Origin of the sequence: Flavobacterium sp. K5-23 (assembly GCF_023278045.1) — a bacterium.
Taxonomy (GTDB): domain Bacteria; phylum Bacteroidota; class Bacteroidia; order Flavobacteriales; family Flavobacteriaceae; genus Flavobacterium.
Genome location: NZ_CP056783.1, coordinates 3046586 through 3071116, shown reverse-complemented (window position 1 = coordinate 3071116; position 24531 = coordinate 3046586). Strand labels below are relative to the sequence as shown.

The following is a 24531-nucleotide window of genomic DNA, read 5'->3' as shown; positions in this document are numbered from 1 at the left end:
CTAAAAACCCTCTTATTTCTTGTAGAAAGGTAATTTTACCACTTTCGCAGGAACATCATTTTTACGAATTCTAATGAAGATATCGTTGTCCACTGCGCTATTAGCAACAGTTACATAACCCAATCCAATACCTTTATTCATGGAAGGAGACATCGTTCCAGATGTTACAATTCCAATTACTGCTCCAGTTCCGTCTACAATTTCGTAGTCGTGTCTTGGTACTGCACGTTCTTGCATTTCAAAAGCTACCAGTTTTCTAGTAACGCCTTCCTCTTTTTGTTTTTTCAAGTTCTCTGAATTGGTAAACTCTTTTGTGAATTTAGTAATCCATCCTAATCCAGCTTCAAGGGGAGAAGTAGTATCGCTGATGTCGTTTCCGTACAAACAGAATCCCATTTCTAAACGCAAAGTATCACGTGCCGCTAATCCAATTGGTTTAATTCCAAAAGCTGCTCCAGCTTCAAAAACTTTAGTCCAAATTTGCTCCACTTCGCTATTTTTACAATATATCTCAAAACCTCCTGAACCGGTATAACCCGTTGCAGAGATGATAACATGCTCGATTCCTGCAAAATCAGCCACTTCAAAATGGTAGTACTTAATAGCAGACAAATCTATTGAAGACAATGATTGCATCGCTTCAACCGCTTTTGGCCCTTGAATAGCAAGCAATGAATAATCTTCCGAAAGGTCTTTCATATCCACTCCTAAGTCATTATGAGATGAAATCCAGTTCCAGTCTTTTTCAATATTCGAAGCATTTACAACTAATAAATACTGCTCTTCTTTGATTTTATAGATAATCAAATCATCTACAACACCACCGTCATTATTAGGCAAGCAAGAATATTGCGCTCTACCAACAGTCAAAACTGATGCATCATTTGAAGTCACTTTTTGGATCAAAGCCAAAGCATTTGGTCCCGAAAGCAAGAATTCCCCCATGTGCGAAACATCAAAAACACCCACAGCATTTCTAACAGTTTCATGTTCAGCATTCACCCCTTCATATAAAATAGGCATATTGTATCCAGCAAACGGAAGCATTTTTGCTCCCAAACTTTCGTGTATGTGCGTAAGTGCAGTATTTTTCATTGTGTATGTTTATAAATTTGAAGTGGCTAATTTATTGATTTTATTTCGAGTGACAAAGTCAAATACAAACAGATTCAATCGTTTTCGTGATTCTGTATTTTAAAATTTTTCAGGAGCTATTTAGCTTCGTTGAATCTTCGATTTCCAGTTATGCATACAAACGAAATTCACTGAACACCAAACAAATTATTAACTTGGTGAAGTAATCTTTTCCTATTTTAAAGGGAAAAAAAGAAAAGGATTTTCATTGCTATCTGGGCTGGGGGATTTCGTTTTAAATTTATATACCCTTTTCACTTTAAATTTGTAATTTTAAACAAATAATTCCTACTATGAATCCTATTTATATTAACAAAAACGAAATCCTAAAAAGGTATAAACCCATAGATAAATATACCCATAAAGGGGTTCAAGGCCATGCATTAATGATAGGAGGAAGCTATGGTAAAATAGGTGCCGTATGTTTATCCTCCAAAGCGGCTCTTAAAACCGGTTGCGGGTTAGTAACTGCATTTATACCCAAATGCGGCTATGAAATTTTGCAAATCGCCGTTCCGGAAGTAATGGTTTTGACAGATGAAAAAGCGAAATTCTTTTCCAAAATAACTTTCGATATTGTGCCACAAGCCATCGGAATTGGCCCTGGAATAGGGCAGGAAATCGCAACCCAAAAAGCATTACATAAATTCCTTCAAACAAATACAGTTCCCCTAGTTATGGATGCTGATGCCTTGAATATATTGTCCAATAACAAAGAATGGTTGGCTCTATTGGCTCCCAAAACTATTCTAACACCACACCCAAAAGAACTGGAACGATTAATAGGGAAATGGACTTCGGAAGAAGATAAATTCCAAAAAGCGATTGCCTTTTCCAAACAATACAATTTGATTGTAGTGATGAAAGGAGCGCCAACTCATATTGTAGAAGGTGATTCAATTTATGAAAACACCACGGGAAATGCAGCTTTGGCAACAGCCGGAAGCGGTGATGTCCTTACGGGTATCATTACGAGTTTACTTGCGCAATCGTATAAGCCTCTTGATGCTGCAATACTTGGCGTTTATCTTCACGGATTAACGGCTGATATCGCTTTGCCTGTAACGGGATATCATTCTTTTATTGCTTCGGATAGTATAAAGTATTTAGGAAGAGCTTTTTTGAGTTTAGAAAATATACAATCAAAAATAGAATTAATATGAAAAAATGGAAGCTACTAATTGTTCTATTTGTTTTTATTTCCTGTTCTCCAAAAGATAGAATTATGGAGGGAGATTTAGCATTTAAATCCATCGAAATATTTAATTATTATAATCTTGATCAAAGCAGTATTGATAAATGGGAAAAGATTTTGGATAGTACGCGTCAAATAAATAATCCAAGTAATAATGATTTATATTTTTTGAAATATTTTGATAATTTAAAAAAATATAAAGTAATTAAATCTCCATGGGTAAGGGTAAAGTTTAATGATTCAGTTAGAATAGTGTATTTTGATGAGTCAGATTATAAACTTCTAAAACCGTACGTTTCTCATGATTTAGTGGATAATAATAGAAAAGTGACATTAAAAATGAAAATAGAAATAAGAGATGAATATGTTTATTATTGCAAGCAACTTCTCTCCATAAAAAAAAGTAAAGGAAAAACCTATACTAGTAAGTAGTAGGATTTTTAACACTCCCAGTAAAATAGACTTAACTTATTTGTAAGTTTGTATCTCAGTAAATTTCGATTATGAAAACCAACCTCAATCTCCGAACCGTAAATGTCACACGGTACATCACCCCTTTGCGGGAAGGCGGGTCTTTGCCTGCTTTGGCGGAAGCCGATGATGACTTCAAATACGTACTCAAATTCAAAGGTGCCGGACACGGTGTCAAAGCCTTAATCGCCGAATTGATTGGTGGAGAAATTGCCCGTGCTTTAGGTCTGAAAATGCCCGAGTTAGTCTATGCAAATCTAGATGAAGCTTTTGGACGAACAGAAGCCGATGAGGAAATTCAGGATTTATTGCAAGGAAGTCAAGGAATGAATCTGGCACTGCATTTTTTATCTGGAGCAATCAATTTTGATCCGGTTGTAAAAACAGTTGAACCAGCATTAGCATCGCAAATTGTGTGGTTGGATGCTTTTATTACTAATGTCGATCGTACGTTTAGAAACACCAATATGTTGCTTTGGAAAAAAGAATTGTGGTTAATTGACCATGGTGCTTGTCTTTATTTTCACCATTCTTGGAGCAACTGGGAAAAGCACGCTCAAAGCCCTTTTGCATTGATAAAAGACCACGTATTATTGCCACAAGCGGCATTGTTAAAAGAGACTGATGTTTTATTTAAAGAACTCTTAACACCTGAATTACTTCTAGAAATTGTAGCACTTATTCCTGATGAATGGTTGCAATGGGAAGAGGTAGAAGCAACGACCGAGGAATTGAGAAATGTATATTTACAATTCCTGTTAACCCGATTGAATCATTCAGAAATTTTTATAAAGGAAGCACAAAATGCAAGAGAAAAACTTATATGAGTATGCCGTAATTCGGGTTGTGCCTAGGGTAGAACGCGAAGAATTCCTCAATGTAGGGATAGTTGTTTTTTGCAAAAAAGCCAAATTTATAAAAGTACTTCATATTTTAAATGTTGAAAAAGTGCTGTCCTTATCGGTTGAAGCGGATGTGGAACAAATCCAAATGAATTTATTGGCTTTCGAAAAAGTGGCACACGGAACCAAAGATGGCGGACCCATTGCCATAATGGATATTCCGTCGCGCTTTCGATGGCTCACCGCCTTACGAAGCTCTGTAATTCAAACTTCAAGACCGCATCCAGGAATGTGTGATGATTTGGAAAAAACTACACAACGATTGTTTGAAGATTTGGTTCTATAAAGCATGTTTCTTATCGGGGCGATAAATACTGTTTTATCGCCAAAAGTTAAAGTGTTTTTTTCTCCAATACCACAAATTCCAATGGCTTCTCTGAGATTGAAATGTGAACATCGCTTGTGGGGAAAGCTTCTCTTGCTCCCGTATCTACATAACCATGGCGTTTGTACCATGCGATCAATTCTTCTCTAACGGATATTACCGTCATCACAATTCTAGAGAGTCCTACTGTTGTGGCAAACTTTTCTGCTTGTAGTAATAGTTTTTTTCCAATGCCGCTATTTTGCAATTCAGGCGAAACGGTAAGCATTCCTAAATATAATTTATCCTCTTTTTCAATTAATAGAACACAACCTATAATTTGGTTGTTTTCTGTATATTTAAGAATAGTATTTTTTGAATCCTCGATAGTTTCAATTAGCTCCTTTTCGGTGGTTCTGAGTCCTTCCAGAATGTTCGCTTCCGTTGTCCAACCTTTTTTGGAATATTCCCCACGGTAGGCTGAATTGATTAATTTATTTAAAGAAATAACGTCAGCAATGGTTGCTTTAGTAATCATAAAATTTTCTATTTATATTTTAAAGACTAAGAAATCGAGACGGATTTTTATTATTAGATTGAGCCAGTTAAATTCTTTTTAATCGTGGTAATAAAACACATGGGAAGAGTATAGTTCATTTTTCCACCACTCTTTTCTAGCTTTAGCAAAGTAGTTGTAATTCAATTTCCCTGCTTGTGATTGCAAAGGGTATATCACAACACCGTTCTCTCTATATGCTTTATTTTTCTCAGTTTCAGGCACCACAGGGACGATATGCCCGGATAGTCCTTTCTTTCTTCTTTTGGCACAAATTATCCCTACACCACCATTAGCGTTTACTTTATTTTGTAAAGTATCAACATCAAGTATTCTTTCCCAGCCAAAATCAGCTCCCCATTTTATAAACCAATCGTGAATAGCACTGGAATAAATGCGTTCTACAGTATCCTCAAAAACGGCTTCTACTTCTTGTCCTTCCATTATTTTTTTTAATGAAGCATCAGTCCACCAAACAGTGGGAAGATAAACTTTACTGAAATGGCAATAATCGTAAGAGTACACATTACAATAAGTGTCTTCAACAGTTCTTTGGTATCGGGTACTTTTAATAACGTCCAGTTTAGCAATAAGCTGCTTGATGCTTTCTTTTTTTGTGGCTGTATTGGTTAAATCCCTGAACGGAATACTAGAGTCCACAATTGGTTTGTGCTTCATAGCTATAGAATCCAAACGTGCTTCAGGATCAGGCTGTAAATCGGCTTTCAATAGTAGAGAATGGGATTTTATAGTATCGTTTTGAACAGGAGTATCTGAAATAATTTCTTTATTTTCTTGTTTTGAAGTTGAACTTCGAAGATCTGACGACGAAGCTTTTACTGTTTCTTTATTCATATTAGTTGTCTTGAATTAATTGGGTTAACACTGTCATACACTTGTTTTTTTAACAAGTATTTTTTGTGAAGCAGTTATCCCTTTGTTATTTAAGAATTTGATATGTTATCAGTTTGAGCTCAGGTAAGAACCAGTATTGCATTCTTAATTTTAATAATTTATTCTAAGATCTAAATGTAATAAAAAAAACTACAAGAGGAAACTTAAATCCTTTTAGTTCTTAAATATTTGTTTAATGAAATAGCCACTACGCTATTTTGATTTATAAGCTAAATAAAACAAGCTTTTCAAATCATTTTTCATCAGTATAATTAGGTTATGAATAAGTTAAAAAATAGTTATGTAAACAGTTGAATATCAGTTTTATAAATCATTTGTAATGAATAATGTTTTATCTTTGAGTAAAGGAATTCTACATCATTTTAATATATAGAAATTATGAAAAATTGTAATGTTATTTGGATAATGGTTATGACGTGTGTACTTATAATAACACCTATTTTCGGACAATCGAAAGCTAAAAAGAATAAAATTATAGCTGATAGTCATTCAGCAAAGGCGGAATTCATAAAAAGTGATCCTCTAATGAAAGTACTTTTTGAAAAAGCATCAGGTTACGTCATTTTTCCTAATGTAGGAAAAGGCGGATTCGGTATTGGAGGTGCTGCGGGTAATGGGACAGTTTATGAACACAACAAAGTTGTAGGAATGGCTAAGCTGTCACAAATAAGTATTGGGTTTCAGGCAGGTGGCCAAGCCTATCGTGAGGTGATATTTTTTGAGTCTAAAAAGGAATTGGAAAGATTTAAAGACAGCCGATTCGAGTTTGCAGCGCAAGCATCAGCAGTAGCGGTGACTGAAGGTGCTTCAGCAAATGTGAAATATACTGATGGCGTTATGGTTTTCACTATGCAAAAAGGCGGACTTATGTATGAAGCGTCTATTGGGGGGCAGAAATTTAAATTCAATGATTTGTAGAAACTGTTTCACTGTTTAAAACCAACGTACAATAAATAGTAATTGGGCGTAACCCCAAAGCAGAGAATTCGTTTTTAGATATACGTATCTGCAGCTTTGGGGTCGGGCTTTTGGCTCTATCTTTATTTTTATAAAGAAAAAAATAAAGGATGCCGCCGCAATCCCTTACGCGAGCACAATGTCATTAAGGTTAAGGATTTATTTGTCATTTCGACCATCGGGAGAAATCACATAAAGAGAGTAACTAATGTGATTTCTCCTTCGTCGAAATTGACAAATAAACCTAGAAAAGTTAAGTATATCCGATCGGGTTTAAAATGTTTCGACTTATTTACTTAAAAAACAACTAAAGGTTAAATGTTAACGGGGGCGAATTCCCCTCTTGAAATCGAAGATTCAACGACTCCAAAACGAATATAAGCCGGAGTTATAGGGGTTAGGGGGTGTGTTGTAGTTTAAAAGGTAAAAATTTCATTTTGTTATTAATGCTACTCTAAAGTATTCGCAGTCATTAAAAACTATAATAAACGAACCTTGGAGTGAAGCCAACACTATTGAAAACAATGAAGCACAAGCGAATTCTTATGAAGCCTTATTCGATACATTTAAAAATAAATCCTGGTATCAAGGTGGTTTTGCTTGGAAATGGTTTACTGATGATTATTATAAAAAAGAAAAAAGCATTGACTACACGCCACAAAATAAACCCGCATTAGAAATAATAAAAAAACACTATTCGCATTCGAATTAAACAATAATATTCTTATAGATACAAATCTAAAAGATTTTATCTCTTATATTAATTTCTAAATGAAGTGAAAATAGCACAAAAATAATATCAAACCGGGACTGTGTTACAAAATAAATATATTTAAAATCAGGATGTTAAGTTATTATTTAACAATATAAATTGTATTTTTAAATTTTAAATCAAATATTTAAAAATGAAGAAAATAATTATATTTTTTATAGTGGTTATAATTGTAATAACTACAGTTGTTATTTTTCTTTATAAAGACAATTCATTAACTGATATTCAGGAAAAGGATACTATAAGAATAGGGTATTCGATTGAAGCTCCTTACGCTTTTGTTAAGCCCAATGGTGAAGTCACTGGTCTCTCAACAATGGTGGCAAAAGAAATTGCAAATAGGTTAGGGATTAAAAATATTGAGTGGAGACTTGTTGAATTTGGGTTGTTGATCAATGAATTAGAATCTAATAAAATTGACATAATTGCAACTGGAATGTTTATTACTAAAGAAAGATCAAAGAGGATTAATTTTTCTGAACCTACATTTTATGTTAAACAAGTACTGATTGTTGTCAAAGGAAACCCTGAAAAAATTTCATCTTATGAACAAACTTTAGGGATTAAGGATTTTAAAATGGCTGTTTTAGAGGGTTCAATAGAAGAATCACTTTTAAGAGAAATAGGATTCAAAGGGAATCAACTTGTGTTAGTGCCAGATATAGAATCCGGAAAAATTGCGGTCGAAACTTATTTAGCTGATGGTTTAGCATTAACACTCCCAGCACTTCGCTGGATGTTCACTCATGGAAAAATGGATTTGTTGCAAGTTGCGGAACCGTTTACTCAACCAAGTGTGAAATATAATGGACAATTAGGCTACGGAGCAGTTGAATTTCAAAAAAAAGATGTTCAGTTGCAAAAAGCCTGGAACAAAGAATTGAAGGAATTTATAGGCAGTCCTAAACATATCGAATTATTGACAATATTTGGTTTCTCTAAGGACGAATTACCAGGGACTACAAGCACAAGAAAAATATTAAAACATTAGCTAATTAATTTAATATTGTAAATGAATTATATAAAAAATTTAAGCTTAAAATCTTGGCTATTTATAGTTGTTGTATCTTCAATATTGCTATGTTCAAGTATTACTTGGGTTTACTTCAAACAAAAGCAAGAGATAAAGCAAGAGATTGTAATATTACAAAACATTCGACAGGCAAGAATTGACCTTACAAAAGGTTTTTTACATATAGCACTTGCCGAAAATTCAAATTCGCCCTTTAAACAAGAGGTAGGGATTGCTTATGTAAATCAAGCAATTAAAGTATTTAATAAAAGCTTAACGCTTGACAATCTATCTGAACTTAATACCATTTCTATAGCTGAAAAAAAAATATTATTTTCTTTTATTAAAAACATTACAATTTTTAAAGAAAACTTAAAAGATTATAATTATTCAGGAATCAGTAATCCAAAACAAGAAACAAACTTACGTATACAATTTTATAGTTTAGAGAAACAAGTGGATCAAATTGACTCTCTGATAACATTAAAACTTAATAAATTATCATCAATATTAAATTCTGACTTTCTTACTGCATTATTCATAACTGCCTTTTTGTTAACCTTAATTTGCATAATATTTTTTAATTTAATTTTAAAGATAAATAAATCAAATAAAGAACTAAGCGATAATCAAGGACAACTAAAATCACTTTCGGACAATTTAGTAAATGGTATGATTTATCAAGTAGCCATGCCTGATCATAATATTAGAAAATTTAATTATGTCAGTAATGCAGTGATCCAGTTATATGGTTGTACTCCTGAAGAGGCAATGGAAAATCCAACTTTAATTTATGGTAAAATACATCCTGATGATATCGAAGACCTCATTCGTGTTGAAAAAGAGGCATTGGAAAATAAAAGTGTTTTTAAAAAAGAGGCAAGAGTCATAAATCCAGATGGAAGCATAAGATGGTCTTATTATGTTTCCCATGCTCGTAGTATTGAAGGAATTGTTTGTTGGGATGGAATAGAAATCGATATTACGGAACAAAAGAAAATGGAAATCGATTTACTATCTTCAAAAAAACAAATTGAAGAAAGTGAAAAGAAATATAGAATTGCCATCGATGCGACAAAAGACGGTATATGGGAATGGAATTTAGAAACAAATGAGATTATTTTTTCTAAAAGATTTTATGAAATTTTAGGATTTAAAGGCGACCACAAAGAGCTTCAACTGGCATATAAAGATTGGGAAATTAGAATTCACCCTGAAGATAAAGGTTTCGTAATACAAGCGATAAAGGATCATTTAGAATTTGATAAAGATTATAATGTAGAATATAGACATTTGCACCAATCTAATAAATACAGATGGCAAAACGCTATTGGAAAAGCAATATTTGATGAAAATGGAAAACCAGTTCGAATGATTGGTTCTATTAGAGACATCCATAAAAATAAAATTGCTGAAAAAGTGCAAAATGAAGAAAGAAACTTTTTAAAAAACATATTAGAAAGTATGAGTGACGCTTTTGTTTCACTTGATAATAAATGGCATTATACTTATATAAATTCTAAAGCTGGAGAAATTTTTGAGAGAAATCCAGAAGAATTAATCGGTAAAAATATATGGGAGGAATTTCCTGAAGGATTGGGACAACAATCTCACCTGAATTATGAAAAAGTAATGAACGAAAAGGTTTCCATTCAAATGGAACAGTATTACTCACCTATGGATAAATGGTTAGAAAAAAGTATTTTTCCAACAGAAAATGGAATTTCCATCTTTTTTACGGATATAACCAATCGCAAAAAAACAGAATTAGAATTAGTAAAAGCGAAAGAAAAAGCGGAGGAAAGCGACCGTTTAAAATCAGCTTTTCTTGCTAATATGAGTCACGAAATTAGAACTCCTATGAATGGTATTCTAGGATTTTCTTCCTTGTTGAGTGAGCCAGGACTAGATAAGGAAGAACAGCAGGAATATATTAAACTAATTCAAATAAGTGGTGCGCGTATGCTCAACCTTATTTCTGAAATTATAGATATTTCCAAAATTGAATCCGGAATGATGGAAGTTAGTCTACGTGAAATCAATATTAATGAAAGTGTAGATTTCGTATATGATCTATTAAAACTGGAAGCCGGAGAAAAATCAATTCAATTGTCGTACAATAGTAAGCTGTTCCCAGCTCTTTATATGGTGACAGATCCTGAAAAACTCTATGCTGTTCTAACAAACTTAGTTAAAAACGCAATAAAATATACTGATAAAGGTAAAATTGATTTTGGATATACAATTAAAGAGGAAGGAGTGGAATTCTATATAAAAGATACTGGAATTGGTATCCCAATAGAGCGACAAGCTGCAGTTTTTGATCGGTTTATTCAAGTAGATATTGCAAACATTCAAGCACGGCAAGGTGCGGGATTAGGGTTAGCCATAGCAAAAGCTTTTGTGAATTTATTGGGGGGTGAAATTTGGCTTGAAAGCCAAGAAGGAATTGGAAGTACCTTCTTTTTTACTTTACCGTTTAACACGGAAAATAAAGAATATATGCCACAAACATATAGAATTCTAAAACCTGAAATACAAAATACACTTCAATTAAACACAAAATTAAAAATACTAATTGCAGACGATGATGCTATTTCAAGAAAGTTAATTTTAAAATCAGTAAATGAATTTGGAAAAGAAATAATCGAAGCTAAAACGGGGCGTCAAGCAGTTGAAAAATTCAAAGAAAACCCAGATGTTGATTTAATTCTAATGGATGTTCAAATGCCTGAGATGAATGGTTACGAAGCAACTAAACTGATTAGGGAATTTAATAAGGATGTAATTATCATAACCCAGTCGGCTTTTGGACTTACGGGAGATAGAGAAAAAGCGATTGTATCTGGATCTAATGATTATATTACAAAACCTATAGACAAAACCGAATTGGTCATTTTGCTGAATAAATATTTCACCCAGTATCAAGTTTAGAAAAGGAGAGTTTGTTTCATTTTATGAAATCGTTTTATTTGTTCTATCAAAACATATTGATTTTACTTACAATATACTAACCCAACCCTAAAATAGAATCAGAAAAGTTATTCCATAAAAAAACCGACTAAAAATCACTCTTCAGTCGGTTTGTATAATTTAATGAGTATTTAAGATTTACCCTAAAAATGCTTTAAACTCCTCATATGTTTTAATTTTTGTACTTACTTTCTCTTTTCCTAACACGCTTTCAATTTGCGCAGGAATAGATAGTTTTACGTTTAATGTTGGTTCAACAGTGTCCAAAAACTTGATTGGATGAGCGGTTTCCAAGAAAATCCCAAGTGCATTAGGGTGATTTTGCAATTCTTTTTTCAATCCTAAATAGCCAACAGCTCCGTGTGGTTCAGCGATATAACCGCCCTTATTGTAGATTGTTTTCATAGCTTCTAAAGTCTCTGCATCAGTAAACGTAAAGGACGAGAAATCCTTTTTGAATTGCGCCAAATCATTCTGGTACATTTCCTGTATTCGAATAAAATTACTTGGATTCCCTACATCCATTGCATTAGAAATCGTTGCTTTGGAGGGTTTTGGATCGTAAACGCCGTTTTCCAAGAATCGAGGGACAGTATCATTCACATTGGTAGAAGCAACAAAATGTTCCACAGGCAAGCCCATTTTTTTGGCGATAATTCCCGCGCAAATATTCCCGAAATTTCCACTTGGACAAGAGAAAACTAACGGTTTGTTTTGTTTTTTTAAGGCTTTATATGCAAAGAAAAAATAAAACATCTGTGGCAACCAGCGTGCAATATTTATAGAATTAGCGGAGGTTAGATTGTGGTGTTTCAAACTTTCGTCCAAAAAAGCTTTTTTGACCATATCCTGGCAATCATCAAAAACGCCATCAACTTCAAGGGCTCTAATATTTTGCCCCAAAGTCGTCAACTGTCTTTCTTGAATATCACTCACTTTCCCTGATGGATAAAGGATAATTACTTCCACACCGTTTACACTCAGGAATCCGCTGGCAACGGCGCCACCGGTATCTCCAGAGGTTGCTACTAGAACCGTGTTTTTACTGTCTTTTTTATCTTTGTTAAAATACCCCAAACAACGGGACATAAACCGTGCACCTACATCCTTGAAAGCCATTGTAGGTCCATAAAATAATTCAAGGGAATAAATTCCTTTTTCGACTTCGACAACCGGAAAATCAAAACAAAGCGTTTCGGCAATGATTTCTTTTAAGATATTCTCTGGAATTTCGTCTCCTACATATTGTTTTATAGCTTGAAAAGCAATTTCTTCATTGCTTAAACTTTCAATAGAATCAAAAAAGGCTTGTGGTAACGGCGTAATCGTTTCAGGAAAATATAATCCTTTATCGCTTGCTAATCCTTGTATTACGGCTTCTTGAAAAGAAACTTTTGGGGCGTTATGGTTTAAACTGTAGTATTTCATTTTTTTGTCATTGCGAGGCACGAAGCAATCTCATTATCTAATTATTCTAACACCATCAGGATTCACTTTTGAAACATGAATCTCGTAGGGTAATTTCATTTCGTCATAAACGGCACTCATGGCTTTGGCGATTTTATTTGCGGTAGCTTCCCCTTTACTTAAAGCAAAAATAGAAGGGCCAGAGCCCGATATTCCAGAACCCAAGGCTCCATTTTCTAAAGCGGTTTGTTTGATTAAATTAAATCCCGGAATCAATACGCTTCGCAAAGGTTCCACAATTTCGTCATGCAACGACCGTCCTATCAAATCATAATCCTTGGTATACAAACCGGCAATCAATCCGCCTACATTTCCCCATTGCATAATGGCACTTTTCAGGGAAACCGTTTGCTTTAATACAGAGCGCGCATCCGATGTTTTTAGTTCAATCTGTGGATGAACAACAGTAGCGTATAATTCTGAAGGACTTTCTATTTTAATAATATCCAGTGGACTGTAACTTCTCACTAATGTAAAGCCACCCAATAGGGCAGGAGCAACATTATCAGCATGGGCGTTACCGCAGGCTAGTTTTTCTCCTTGCATGGCAAAAGGAACCAAATCTTTAATTTCGAAAGGTCTTCCCAGTAATTCATTGATTCCAAAAACGGCTCCCGCTGAACTGGCAGCGCTACTGCCAATTCCGCTTCCGGCTTTGATGTTTTTGTAGATTTCGATTTCAAAACCCGCATCAGATTGTAAAGCATCTAGCATTGCCAAAGCTGCAACTCCAGCCACATTTTTTTCGGTTTCTAGAGGTAAGTTGGCACCCACAATTTTAGTGATGCGAATTCCTTTTTGATCGGATTTCCGAATAATCATTTCATCACCCACTGTGTCTAAACACAATCCAAGGACATCAAATCCACAAGAAAGATTGGCTATTGTTCCAGGGCAAAATATTTTTATTTCGTTCATTTCTTATTAGTTTCAAAGGTGCAAGGTTCAAAGTTGCAAAGTTTTCAAAGCCTTGTGTTTATAGATAAACGACTAAACTTTGCTACTTTGTTCCTTAGTTACTCTGTATCTTAAAATTACACATTTCCAATTCTAATCACATCAGCAAAAATTCCCGAAGCCGTGACCGCAGCACCAGCACCAGCACCTTTTATCAATAAAGGCTGGTCTACATAACGATCGGTATAAAACAATACGATATTGTCTTTTCCTTCTAAGTTATAAAATGGATGGTCTTTTGGGATGAATTGTAAACCAACGCTTGCTTTACCATTTTCAAACTGGGCTACAAATTTTAATCGGCTTTCTTTTTCATTTGCCTCAGCCAAAATAGCTTCGAAATGGCCAGCATAATCGATGAGTGATTTAAAGAAATCTTCATTGTTTGTTGTTTCCATGCATTCAACAGGAAGAAAAGATTTATTTTCAATTTCTTCAATTTCCATTTTATAACCGCTTTCGCGAATCAAAATTAATATCTTTCTGGCAACGTCAATACCGCTCAAATCAATTTTCGGATCTGGCTCAGTAAAACCTTGTACACCAGCTTCTTTCACTACATCATAAAAAGAATTGTTTTTATCGAAATTATTGAATATAAAGTTCAAGCTTCCTGATAAAACTGCTTGTATTTTATTGACTTTATCACCTGATACTACTAAGTTTTTAACGGTGTCAATGATAGGTAATCCCGCCCCAACATTCGTTTCAAACAAGAAAGGAGCATTGTATCTTCGTGATAGATTTTTTAGGTTTTTATAATTGTCATAAGCTGAAGAACAGGCAATTTTATTGCAAGTCACTACAGCAACGCTTTCTCTTAAAAAGTGTTCGTAGGTTTGTGAAACACTTTCGTTTGCCGTTATATCCACAAAAATACTGTTGCGTAAATTGAGTTGTTTTACATTGTAAATAAAAAGGTCTTTGTTGGCTTCTTCTCCCTTGTCCAAAAGAGGTTGCCATGATTCTAAATTAATTCCATCTTCATCAAAAAGCATTTTTCTGGAATTAGCCAAGGCAATAACTCTCAGGTTTATTTTTAAATTGTCTTTCAGGAATTTATTTTGTTGATTTATTTGGTCGATGAATTTTTCACCTACATTTCCAACGCCCATTACAAACAAATTCAATTGTTTTGTATTGTCTTCAAAAAAGCGTTCGTGAAGTGTGTTCAATGCTTTTTTCACATCTCTTTCATTGATTACTGCTGATATGTTTCTTTCAGAAGCTCCCTGAGCAATCGCACGAATATTAACATTGTTTTTACCCAATGTGCTAAACATTTTACCACTTAGCCCTTGGTGGTTTTTCATATTTTCACCAACTAAAGCAATGATACATAAGTTTTTCTCGACAATACATAGGTCGATTTTGTTTTGTGAAATCTCTGTTTCGAAAGCTTTATTGATTGCGTTTTCAGCAACTTGAGCATCAGTGTTTAAAATCCCGATACAGATAGAATGCTCTGATGATGCTTGAGTAATAAAAACAACATTGATATCTTCTTGTGAGAGTACCTCAAAAAGCCTTTTTGAAGATCCTGAAACGCCTATCATTCCAGGTCCTTCAAGCGTAATTAATGTGATGTTGTCTATATGACTGATTCCTTTTACAGGGTTTCCATTTGCAACAGCATTATTCGAAATACAAGTTCCTTCGGCTTCTGGATCAAAAGTATTTTTAATTAGAATTGGAATGTTTTTTCTTAGAACGGGTTGAATAGTTGGTGGAAATAAAACTTTGGCACCAAAATGCGATAACTCCATGGCTTCTTGATACGAAATGGAAGCAATAGGCTGTGCTTGTTTTACGATTTTTGGGTTGGCCGTATACATTCCGTTTACATCAGTCCAAATTTCTAAATCGGTTGCATTCAATGCTCCCGCCATAATTGCCGCAGTGTAATCTGAACCTCCGCGACCTAAAGTAGTATTTTTCCCATCCAGAGTTGAAGCTATAAAACCGGGCATAACTACAACTTGACTATTATTTAAAGTAAAAAAATCAGAAATTAGCTTATTAGTAATTTCGAAATTTACAGCTGCTTTTCCAAAATTAGCATTGGTTTTTATTAATTCGCCGCTGTCTTTATAACTACATTTTATAACATCTTGTTTTAGCGCTTCGGCAATAATATAAGAGGAAAGTAATTCTCCAAAACTCAAAATTGTATCGGATGTTCTAAGAGATAATTCCCCTAAAAGGAAACAACCGTCCAGTAAAGTCTCCAGATGATTGATGATTCTTTTTACGTGACTTAATAAACCGCTTTGTTCACTTACAGGAATAAGTTCTTTTATGGTATCAAGATGTTTCTTCTCGATTTCAGCAACAATTTCCTTGTAAATTTCATCCTTTGAAGCTGCTTTTTCTGAAGCTAACTGTAGTAAATCTGTAACTTTACTAAGAGCCGATACTACAACAATTAATTGTTCTTGTTTCGCTTTGTTAAGGATTATATCTAGGGCTAATTTTATGTTTTGTGCATTGGCAACCGAAGTTCCGCCAAACTTTAATACTTTCATATTATGTATTTTGATTTAAAAAAAATTCAATTTTTGTTATACATCCTCTGTCTTTCTTAAAAATAAGAAAAATATAAAATAGGATTATATGTGAAATGTATACCCCTAAGGGGTAGTAGTTGTTGTAGCTGTAAATGTAGAGGTAACAGAAATTGCAACCCATATTTGAGTTGTTATCGAAGGATGATATGTAGTTCTGTTGTCTTGCATTATTGTTTTCCAAAAATACAATTATTTATAAGGAACAAAAGCTTTTGTTTCTTTTTTGCGAATATTTTAATAATAAGGGTGATTTTAATCAGTAATTAATGTTTTCTCATTAAATAGCCATTTTAAAGGAAAATTCAATATTTATTATTGATTTCGAAACTAGAAAAAACAGCTTTGATGTTTGAAAGAACGAATTAAATACTGAAATCCGACTCATTTCGGGTTTGGTTTGCAGGTAGTTAATGGGGTGTGTGAATTAATTTTATTTTAATATCTAAATCTGAACTTCATATTTAAACTAGTATTTGATTGAATTATTGAAGATTCCCCACCTTGATTTAAATGTGATTTTAGAATTGTTAATGTGCCAAGATTTAAATTATTATCAACAAAAGTTGTTTTTTAATATTGGTTTATTGAATTTTGACTCCTCAAATTCAATAGAAAATGGATAATACACATTATATAAGTACAGAAGTACTTTCTTTAGAAATAGTACAGGAAATTATTGCGCATCATAAAAAAATAGAATTATCAGAAGAAGCAAAGGTAAATATTCAAAAATGCAGGGAATATTTAGATAAAAAAATGGCTTCACATTCAGATCCTATTTATGGTATAAATACTGGTTTTGGATCGTTATGCAACGTGAAAATTTCAAATGAAAACCTGTCACAACTTCAAGAAAACTTGGTGAAATCACATTCTTGTGGTACGGGTGAAGAAGTGCCAAACGAAATAGTGAAATTAATGTTGTTGCTAAAGATTCAATCTTTAAGCTACGGACATTCTGGAATTCAATTGCAAACAGTTGAACGTTTGGTTGCTTTCTATAACAATGACATCCTACCTATAATATATACACAAGGTTCACTTGGGGCTTCTGGAGATTTAGCTCCCTTAGCTCATTTGTCTTTGCCTTTGTTAGGAGAAGGGGAAGTGTTTTTTGAAGGAAAAAAAGTGCATTCTAGCGTAGTGATGAAACACTTTAATTGGGAACCAATTGTTTTGCAATCCAAAGAAGGTTTGGCATTATTGAATGGAACACAATTTATGAGTGCTTATGGTGCTCATATTTTAATGAAAGCCAGCAAATTCTCTTACTTAGCGGATTTAATCGGGTCTATTTCATTAGAAGGATTTGACGGTCGTATTGAGCCGTTTAATGAATTGATTCATTTTATTCGCCCTCATAAAGGTCAAATTGTAACTGCAAATCGTGTAAAAGGTTTCCTTGAAGGAAGCGAAATCATTGAGCAGGCTAAAATTCACGTACAGGATCCTTACTCTTTCCGTTGTATTCCTCAAGTTCACGGTGCATCAAAAGATGCGATTGATTATGTCCATAAAGTATTTAAAACTGAAATTAATTCGGTTACAGATAATCCAAATATTTTTATCGAAAGTGACCAAATTATCTCAGGAGGAAATTTCCATGGGCAACCATTGGCATTGGCATTGGATTTTATGGCGATTGCATTAGCCGAATTAGGGAGTATATCAGAACGTAGAACGTACCAATTGATATCGGGATTGCGTAACCTTCCTGCATTCCTTGTTGATAATCCAGGTTTAAATTCAGGGTTTATGATTCCACAATACACTGCGGCGAGTATCGCGAGTCAGAACAAACAATTAGCGACTCCTTCAAGTATTGACAGTATAGTTTCAAGTAACGGACAGGAAGACCATGTAAGCATGGGAGCTAATGGTGCAACAAAAGCATTGCGTGTTATGGATAATTTAGAACGCATATTAGCAATCGAATTAATGAATGCTTCACAGGCTATAGCTTATAGAAACCCACTAAAATCAAGTGATTTTATTGAAATGTTTCTTAAATCTTACAGAGAAGAAGTTCCGTTTGTTACAGAAGACAGAATTTTACATTATGATATTGAGAAAACAGTGTCTTTTTTAAATAGTTTTCAGATCGAAGATGATTTGTTAACAATAGCTTAACATTAAGATAAAATAAAGAATTAATTTTGCCCATAAAATAATAATAAGATGTCATTAAATAGTATTTTTCAGTTTTTAGTCCCAAAAGACAAAAAGTTTTTTCCTCTTTTTGAAGAGGCATCAAGTAATTTAATTGAATTAGCTTCAAATTTACATGAAGCTGTAAACCTTCCGTTAAAAGAAAGAGAAGTTCTTTTTCAAAAAATTGATGTTTTAGAACAAAAAGGAGAAGACATTACTCGTCAAACGAATCTTGAGTTGAGTAGAAATTTCATTACTCCATTTGACAGAGAAGATATTCATGCTTTAATTACGTCGATTGATAATGTTGCGGATAATCTTCATGGTGCAGCAAGTAGAATGAAATTGTATCATGTTGACAAGATTACAAAATCTATCAGAAAATTGACTGAAATCAATCTTGAAGCTTGTCAAAATATTGATGTTGCGGTTAAAGAATTGAAAAATTTCAAGAACATTAAAAATATTACTGACGCTTGTGCAAGAATTAGTAAATTAGAAAATAAATCTGATAATGTTTGTAATAAAGCATTGTTCGAAATATTCGAAAATGAAACTGATGCAAAAGTCATTATTAAATACAAAGAGGTATTGTCAGTTTTAGAAACGGCAACTGATAAATGTAAGAGTGTGGCCAATGTTTTAGAGTCTATTGCCGTAAAACATTCTTAATCAAATCAGTTATCTTCTGAAAATTTATATATGGAATTTACTTTACTTTTAGTTATAATAGTACTGGCATTAATCTTTGATTACATCAATGGTTTTCATGATGCCGCTAATGCTATTGCTACAGTCGTTGCCACAAAAGTGTTATCTCCTTTTCAGGCGGTACTTTGGGCAGCTTTTTTTAATTTTTTAGCTTATTGGGTTTTTGGTTTTGGAGTAGCAGATACTGTTGCAAAGACAGCGCATACCATGGATATTAATCTGGTGGTTATTCTTGCAGGTGTAATTGCAGCAATTTGTTGGAATCTTCTAACTTGGTGGTTAGGAATTCCTTCTAGTTCATCCCATACTCTAATTGGTGGTTTTGCAGGAGCAGCAATTGCTCATGCGGGTTTTGGTGTTGTTTCTTGGTATAAAGAAGGAAAAGATGGTGGTATGCCGTCTGGTGTATTGATAATCATAGCCTTTATTGTATTGGCACCATTGGTAGGAGCATTGATTTCTTATTTGATATCACTTTGGTTGCTTCATTCTTCTAAGAAAAGTATTTACCCAAAGCTGTTTACCATGTCATTAATGGCACTTACAATTTGGTTTGTTGAAAGCCAAATGAAATATTATGATGTTATTGAGAAACCGCGTTTCGACTCTCCTTTTTGGAGTGTTGTTTTTGAGTCTCATAATATCAAATGGTTTCTAGTTGCTTTTATTGTTTTATCTGTAAGTACTTTTTGTCTTATTTTTAGTAGTTTAAATTTAAATCAAGCTACAGCATGGTTGAAAAAAATGCAGTTACTATCATCAGCAGCATTTAGTTTAGGTCACGGTGGAAATGATTCTCAAAAAGTAATGGGTATTATTGCAGCGGCAGTTGCAGTATACATCCATACTACAGGTGTTGCTCAAGAAAGTTTACCGGCTTGGCTTGATGTTGTCTTACCAAAAGATGACATAGCGGGTAAAATGCCAGGTTGGATTCCTTTAGCATGTTATTCTGCTATTGCTGCAGGTACACTTAGTGGTGGATGGAAAATTGTAAAAACTATGGGATCTAAAATTACAAAAGTTACTTCATTTGAAGGAGTTGCAGCTGAAACTGCTGGAGCTTTAACTTTGTATTTTACAGAGCATTTAAAAATACCGGTGAGTACAACACATACAATTACAGGATCAATCATTGGTGTTGGCATGACTAAACGGGTGTCAGCGGTACGTTGGGGAGTTACAGTTAGTCTTTTATGGGCTTGGGTGTTAACTATTCCAATCTCAGCATTATTAGCAGCGTTATTGTACTATATATTGAGTGTGTTTATCTAATAAATATATTCATTAATAATGATAAAAAAAACCATCCAAAAGTAAAATTTGGATGGTTTTTTTATGTTTTGTCGGTAAAGATTTAAAAGATAATATTCTCTTTATTTCAACTTAAAATTCTTTTCAATTGCTTTGATCATTTCACCAGCAATATCTTTGTTTGTTGCTCCTTCAATTCCTTCTAGACCCGGAGATGAGTTTACTTCTAGGAGTAGAGGTCCTTTCGAAGAACGGATAATGTCGACACCGGCCACTTTTAAGTCCATGGCTTTAGCCGCTTTTATAGCAATTCGTTTTTCTTCACTTGTCGCTTTAATAACTGATGCAGTTCCTCCAAGATGGATGTTAGCTCTGAATTCACCTGGCATGGCTTCTCGTTGAATGGACGCAACCACTTTACCGTCTATTACAAAACAACGGATGTCTTTTCCATTAGCTTCTTTAATGAATTCCTGAACAAGAATATTAGCATTCAAGCTTTTGAAAGCATTTATAACGCTTTCTGCCGCTTTTTTAGTTTCGGCTAATACAACTCCTTTTCCTTGAGTTCCTTCTAATAATTTTATTATTAATGGAGATCCACCTACCATTTTTATTAAATCATTTGTGTCCAAAGGGGAATTAGCAAAACCAGTTGTGGGGATGCCTATACCGCTATTTAAAAGTAATTGTAAAGAATATAATTTATCACGTGATTGTGTAATAGCACTTGCTGAGTTCAGGCAAAAAACTTTTAAAGCTTCAAACTGTCTCGTTAATGCACATCCGTAAAAAGTGATGCTTGGTCGTATTCTTGGAATAATGGCGTCAAATTGGTTTAGAATTATCCCACCTCTATAATGGATTTCGGGTGTTTCAGCATCCAATTTCATATAGCATTCTTTGATATTCAAAAAATGCATTTCATGTCCGCGCATTTCTCCAGCTTCCATGATTCTTTTATTGCTGTATAAATTAGGGTTGCTGGCAAGTAGTCCAATACGTAAGCCAGAACTTGCTTTTTCTGAGTTTAGATATAACTCTTTTATTGCATCTGGTGTAGGCTGGTCTAAGAGGTATTTTTGTTCAGGATCAACAAGAACTCTACCACTCATAGCTTCTCTTCCTAGAAGCATTCTGAATCCCATTGAATCTCGATTAGTCAATGTCATTTCGATTGGCCAATTGGAATCACCAATTTTTAAACTAGTTTGAATAACATAGCGTTGCTCTCGAAAACCACTGGAACTTTTTACAATTCGTTTGTCTATTAGTGGTGCTTCGCAATGGATAATCGTTTTTAAATTATTCTGAATTGGGTTGATGTCAAATTTAACCCAATTAGCTTCGTTTTTTATGAAAGGGGCAATATTTATAGCATGTAGAGCAGAAGTTTTTGCTCCCGAATCGACACGGGCTTTAATGATAGGAATTCCTAATTCTGGAAAAGAACACCATTCTTCGCTGCCTAAAATAACTTTGTTTTGTGTCATGTTTATATTTGATTAAGCGGTTTGTAAAAGTGAAATATAATTATTTTTATTATAGTGTGAATTGTTTTCAAGAATAAACCCGTTATGAATTGAATACGTAACGGGTTATCTTGATGTAAATGGGGTATTGTATTAACTTGCTGTTTCGTCAGCTTTTTTGATATTAACGTTCAATTCGCTTGCGCCATCTTCAATATCCATAAAAATTTCATCACCTATGTTAATTTTAGAAGTGATTATTTCTTCTGCAAGAGTATCCTCAACATACTTTTGAATCGCTCTTTTTAATGGTCTTGCGCCAAATTGTTTGTCAAAACCTTTTTCTGCAATATATGCTTTGGCTTTGTCAGATAGGTTTAATTTGTACCCAAGATCAGAAACTCTCAAAATAAGTTTTTCCAATTCGATTTCGATAATCAAATCAATATGTTCTTTTTCTAATGCATTAAATACAATAACATCATCAATTCTATTTAAAAATTCGGGAGCAAAAGTTTTCTTTAATGCGTTTTCAATAATACTTTTCGAATTATCATCAGCTTGCGCAACTTTGGCTGCAGTTCCAAAACCGACACCTTGACCAAAATCTTTTAATTGTCTGGCACCAACATTTGATGTCATAATGATTATAGTATTTTTGAAATCAATTTTTCGGCCTAAACTATCAGTTAAATAACCGTCATCTAGAACTTGTAACAACATGTTGAAAACATCAGGATGTGCTTTTTCAATTTCATCCAATAGTACAACGCAATATGGTTTTCTACGTACTTTCTCAGTCAATTGGCCACCTTCTTCGTAACCTACGTATCCTGGAGGCGCTCCAACTAATCTTGAAATGGCAAATTTTTCCATATATTCACTCATATCAATACGAACTAAAGCATCTTCTGAATCGAATAATTCTTTGGCTAATACTTTGGCCAATTGTGTTTTACCAACACCTGTTTGACCTAAGAAAATAAAGGAACCAATAGGACGGTTGGGGTCTTTCAATCCCGCGCGATTTCTTTGAATAGAACGGGCAATTTTTAAAACGGCTTCTTTTTGACCAATAACCTTATTTTCTATTAGTTGGGGTAAATGAGCTAATTTATTGCTTTCCGTTTGTGCAATACGATTTACTGGAATTCCAGTCATCATAGAAACAACATCGGCAACGTTATCTTCTGTAACTTGGATGCGATTGCTTTTAGCATCTTCTTCCCATTGTTCCTGGGCAATTGCTAAATCTTTTTCGATACGTTTCTCATCATCGCGAAGTTTTGCGGCTTCTTCATATTTTTGCTTTTTAACAACTACGTTTTTCAATTCACGAATGTCTTCCAGTTGACGCTCTAAATCCAAAATTTGTTTTGGAACTTCGATATTGGTGATGTGTACACGTGAACCTGCTTCATCCAAAGCATCGATAGCCTTGTCAGGTAAAAAACGCTCAGACATATATCTGTTAGTTAATTTAACACAAGCTTCAATTGCTTCATCGGTATAGGTAACATTGTGATGATCTTCGTATTTGTTTTTGATGTTATTCAAAATGGTAATCGTTTCGTCAACAGATGTTGGTTCAACAATAATCTTTTGAAAACGTCTTTCTAAAGCTCCATCTTTTTCGATGTATTGTCTGTATTCATCAAGAGTAGTGGCTCCAATACATTGGATTTCACCTCGTGATAAAGCGGGTTTAAACATATTTGAAGCATCAAGAGAACCAGTAGCTCCACCAGCACCAACGATTGTATGAATTTCATCAATGAAAAGAATGATATCATCATTTTTTTCTAATTCATTCATTACTGCTTTCATACGTTCTTCAAACTGTCCTCTATATTTAGTTCCGGCAACGAGACTGGCTAAATCTAAAGTCACAACACGCTTGTTAAATAAGATTCTAGAAACCTTTTTTTGTACAATTCGTAAAGCTAAACCTTCGGCAATAGCTGATTTTCCAACTCCTGGTTCTCCTATAAGGAGCGGGTTGTTCTTTTTACGACGGCTTAAGATTTGACAAACACGTTCAATTTCTTTTTCTCGTCCCACAACTGGATCTAATTTTCCTTCTTCGGCCATTTCAGTTAAATCTCTACCAAAATTATCCAAAACAGGAGTTTTAGATTTTTTATTTGATTTATTAGCCGGATTGTTAAAATTACCCTCTTTAAGACTGTCATCTTGTCCTGGGTCATCGTTGTAAGAGTCTGATGCTCTTGGTAAGTTTTCTAAGAATTCTTCTTCGCTTGGAGTCATATTTATATATTGTTCTTTAGCTACGTCATAATCAATTTTAAGTTTATTCAATAGCTTGGTTGTTGGATCGTTCTCGTTTCTTAAAATGCACAATAATAAATGTGCAGTGCTAATTGAGGTACTTTGAAAAACTTTTGCTTCTAGAAAAGTGGTTTTCAGTGCTCTTTCTGCTTGGCGTGTAAGATGAAGGTTTTTCTTTTCGGTATTTAATTCAACACCGTGATTGGCGGGGCTTAGAATTTCAACCTTTCTACGTAAATGATCTAGATCTACAGATAGATTGTTCAGTATTTGTATTGCCTTACCGTTTCCATCTCTTAAAATACCTAGCATCAGGTGTTCAGTCCCAATGAAGTCATGCCCCAGTCGCAAAGCTTCTTCCTTGCTATAGGTAATTACATCTTTTACTCTTGGTGAAAAATTATCATCCATAATATATATTTGCTAATGTAAATTTAGTGAATAGTAATTTAAAAACAAAAACCGTTCCTTA

At 34.0% G+C, this 24531-nt stretch carries 19 protein-coding genes; 11 read left to right on the top strand and 8 right to left on the bottom strand.

The window, feature by feature from the left end:
• Nucleotides 1-12: 12 nt before the first annotated feature.
• Nucleotides 13-1095, bottom strand: a complete 1083-nt coding sequence (gcvT, locus tag FLAK523_RS13295; protein WP_248904284.1) for a glycine cleavage system aminomethyltransferase GcvT — start codon at nucleotides 1093-1095, stop codon at nucleotides 13-15.
• A 332-nt stretch (nucleotides 1096-1427) separates the two neighbouring features.
• Here gcvT and FLAK523_RS13290 point away from each other — a divergent pair, with 332 nt between their 5' ends.
• The 4 genes from FLAK523_RS13290 to FLAK523_RS13275 all read left to right on the top strand — a co-directional run bounded on the left by FLAK523_RS13290 (nucleotide 1428) and on the right by FLAK523_RS13275 (nucleotide 3988).
• A complete protein-coding gene (locus tag FLAK523_RS13290; protein WP_248904281.1) occupies nucleotides 1428-2297 on the top strand; it encodes an NAD(P)H-hydrate dehydratase in 870 nt (289 codons plus the stop codon).
• Nucleotides 2294-2761 carry a hypothetical protein gene (locus FLAK523_RS13285; RefSeq protein WP_248904279.1) on the top strand — a complete coding sequence of 156 codons (468 nt, stop codon included), beginning with the start codon at nucleotides 2294-2296 and terminating at the stop codon, nucleotides 2759-2761. Before FLAK523_RS13290 ends, FLAK523_RS13285 begins: the two co-directional genes overlap by 4 nt.
• 71 nt (nucleotides 2762-2832) lie before the next feature.
• Nucleotides 2833-3627, top strand: coding sequence for a HipA family kinase (locus FLAK523_RS13280; protein ID WP_248904272.1), 795 nt, complete (start codon nucleotides 2833-2835; stop codon nucleotides 3625-3627).
• Nucleotides 3605-3988, top strand: a complete 384-nt coding sequence (locus FLAK523_RS13275; protein WP_248904270.1) for a DUF3037 domain-containing protein — start codon at nucleotides 3605-3607, stop codon at nucleotides 3986-3988. The genes FLAK523_RS13280 and FLAK523_RS13275 overlap by 23 nt, the downstream gene beginning before the upstream one ends.
• 46 nt (nucleotides 3989-4034) lie before the next feature.
• Here FLAK523_RS13275 and FLAK523_RS13270 read toward each other — a convergent pair whose 3' ends face one another.
• Nucleotides 4035-4544 carry a GNAT family N-acetyltransferase gene (locus FLAK523_RS13270; RefSeq protein ID WP_248904268.1) on the bottom strand — a complete coding sequence of 170 codons (510 nt, stop codon included), beginning with the start codon at nucleotides 4542-4544 and terminating at the stop codon, nucleotides 4035-4037.
• A 78-nt stretch (nucleotides 4545-4622) separates the two neighbouring features.
• A complete protein-coding gene (locus FLAK523_RS13265) occupies nucleotides 4623-5417 on the bottom strand; it encodes a hypothetical protein (protein ID WP_248904265.1) in 795 nt (264 codons plus the stop codon).
• Between the two features lie 438 nt (nucleotides 5418-5855).
• Here FLAK523_RS13265 and FLAK523_RS13260 point away from each other — a divergent pair, with 438 nt between their 5' ends.
• The 4 genes from FLAK523_RS13260 to FLAK523_RS13245 all read left to right on the top strand — a co-directional run bounded on the left by FLAK523_RS13260 (nucleotide 5856) and on the right by FLAK523_RS13245 (nucleotide 11152).
• The gene (locus FLAK523_RS13260; RefSeq protein ID WP_248904263.1) at nucleotides 5856-6395 is read left to right on the top strand and encodes a YSC84-related protein; all 540 of its coding nucleotides are present in this window, start codon (nucleotides 5856-5858) and stop codon (nucleotides 6393-6395) included.
• 539 nt (nucleotides 6396-6934) lie between these two features.
• Nucleotides 6935-7111, top strand: coding sequence for a hypothetical protein (locus FLAK523_RS13255; protein WP_248904254.1), 177 nt, complete (start codon nucleotides 6935-6937; stop codon nucleotides 7109-7111).
• Between the two features lie 228 nt (nucleotides 7112-7339).
• On the top strand, nucleotides 7340-8197 hold the full coding sequence (locus FLAK523_RS13250) for a transporter substrate-binding domain-containing protein (RefSeq protein WP_248904252.1): 858 nt from the start codon (nucleotides 7340-7342) through the stop codon (nucleotides 8195-8197).
• 21 nt (nucleotides 8198-8218) lie between these two features.
• Nucleotides 8219-11152: a PAS domain-containing protein gene (locus FLAK523_RS13245; protein WP_248904250.1), complete on the top strand. Its 2934-nt coding sequence runs from the start codon at nucleotides 8219-8221 to the stop codon at nucleotides 11150-11152.
• A gap of 177 nt (nucleotides 11153-11329) precedes the next feature.
• Here the strand turns inward: FLAK523_RS13245 and thrC are convergent, their stop codons facing one another.
• The 3 genes from thrC to thrA form a co-directional block, all read right to left on the bottom strand.
• Entirely contained in the window at nucleotides 11330-12619 is a 1290-nt protein-coding gene (gene thrC / locus FLAK523_RS13240) for a threonine synthase (protein WP_248904245.1), read from the bottom strand.
• Between the two features lie 33 nt (nucleotides 12620-12652).
• Entirely contained in the window at nucleotides 12653-13576 is a 924-nt protein-coding gene (locus FLAK523_RS13235) for a homoserine kinase (protein WP_248904244.1), read from the bottom strand.
• A 116-nt stretch (nucleotides 13577-13692) separates the two neighbouring features.
• Nucleotides 13693-16140 (bottom strand): bifunctional aspartate kinase/homoserine dehydrogenase I, encoded by a 2448-nt coding sequence (gene thrA, locus FLAK523_RS13230; RefSeq protein ID WP_248904243.1) that lies wholly within the window; start codon nucleotides 16138-16140, stop codon nucleotides 13693-13695.
• 657 nt (nucleotides 16141-16797) lie between these two features.
• On the opposite strand from thrA, the gene hutH reads away from it, so the two are divergent.
• The 3 genes from hutH to FLAK523_RS13215 are packed head-to-tail and all read left to right on the top strand — an operon-like array spanning nucleotide 16798 to nucleotide 20319.
• On the top strand, nucleotides 16798-18312 hold the full coding sequence (gene hutH, locus FLAK523_RS13225) for a histidine ammonia-lyase (RefSeq protein ID WP_248904241.1): 1515 nt from the start codon (nucleotides 16798-16800) through the stop codon (nucleotides 18310-18312).
• Nucleotides 18313-18360: 48 nt separating this feature from the next.
• The gene (locus FLAK523_RS13220) at nucleotides 18361-19005 is read left to right on the top strand and encodes a DUF47 domain-containing protein (RefSeq protein ID WP_248904239.1); all 645 of its coding nucleotides are present in this window, start codon (nucleotides 18361-18363) and stop codon (nucleotides 19003-19005) included.
• 30 nt (nucleotides 19006-19035) lie between these two features.
• Nucleotides 19036-20319, top strand: a complete 1284-nt coding sequence (locus FLAK523_RS13215) for an inorganic phosphate transporter (RefSeq protein ID WP_248904237.1) — start codon at nucleotides 19036-19038, stop codon at nucleotides 20317-20319.
• Nucleotides 20320-20420: 101 nt separating this feature from the next.
• On the opposite strand, the gene rimK is transcribed toward FLAK523_RS13215, so the two are convergent.
• On the bottom strand, nucleotides 20421-21791 hold the full coding sequence (gene rimK, locus FLAK523_RS13210; protein WP_248904235.1) for a 30S ribosomal protein S6--L-glutamate ligase: 1371 nt from the start codon (nucleotides 21789-21791) through the stop codon (nucleotides 20421-20423).
• 132 nt (nucleotides 21792-21923) lie between these two features.
• Nucleotides 21924-24470 carry an ATP-dependent Clp protease ATP-binding subunit gene (locus FLAK523_RS13205; RefSeq protein WP_248904232.1) on the bottom strand — a complete coding sequence of 849 codons (2547 nt, stop codon included), beginning with the start codon at nucleotides 24468-24470 and terminating at the stop codon, nucleotides 21924-21926.
• Nucleotides 24471-24531 lie beyond the last annotated feature (61 nt).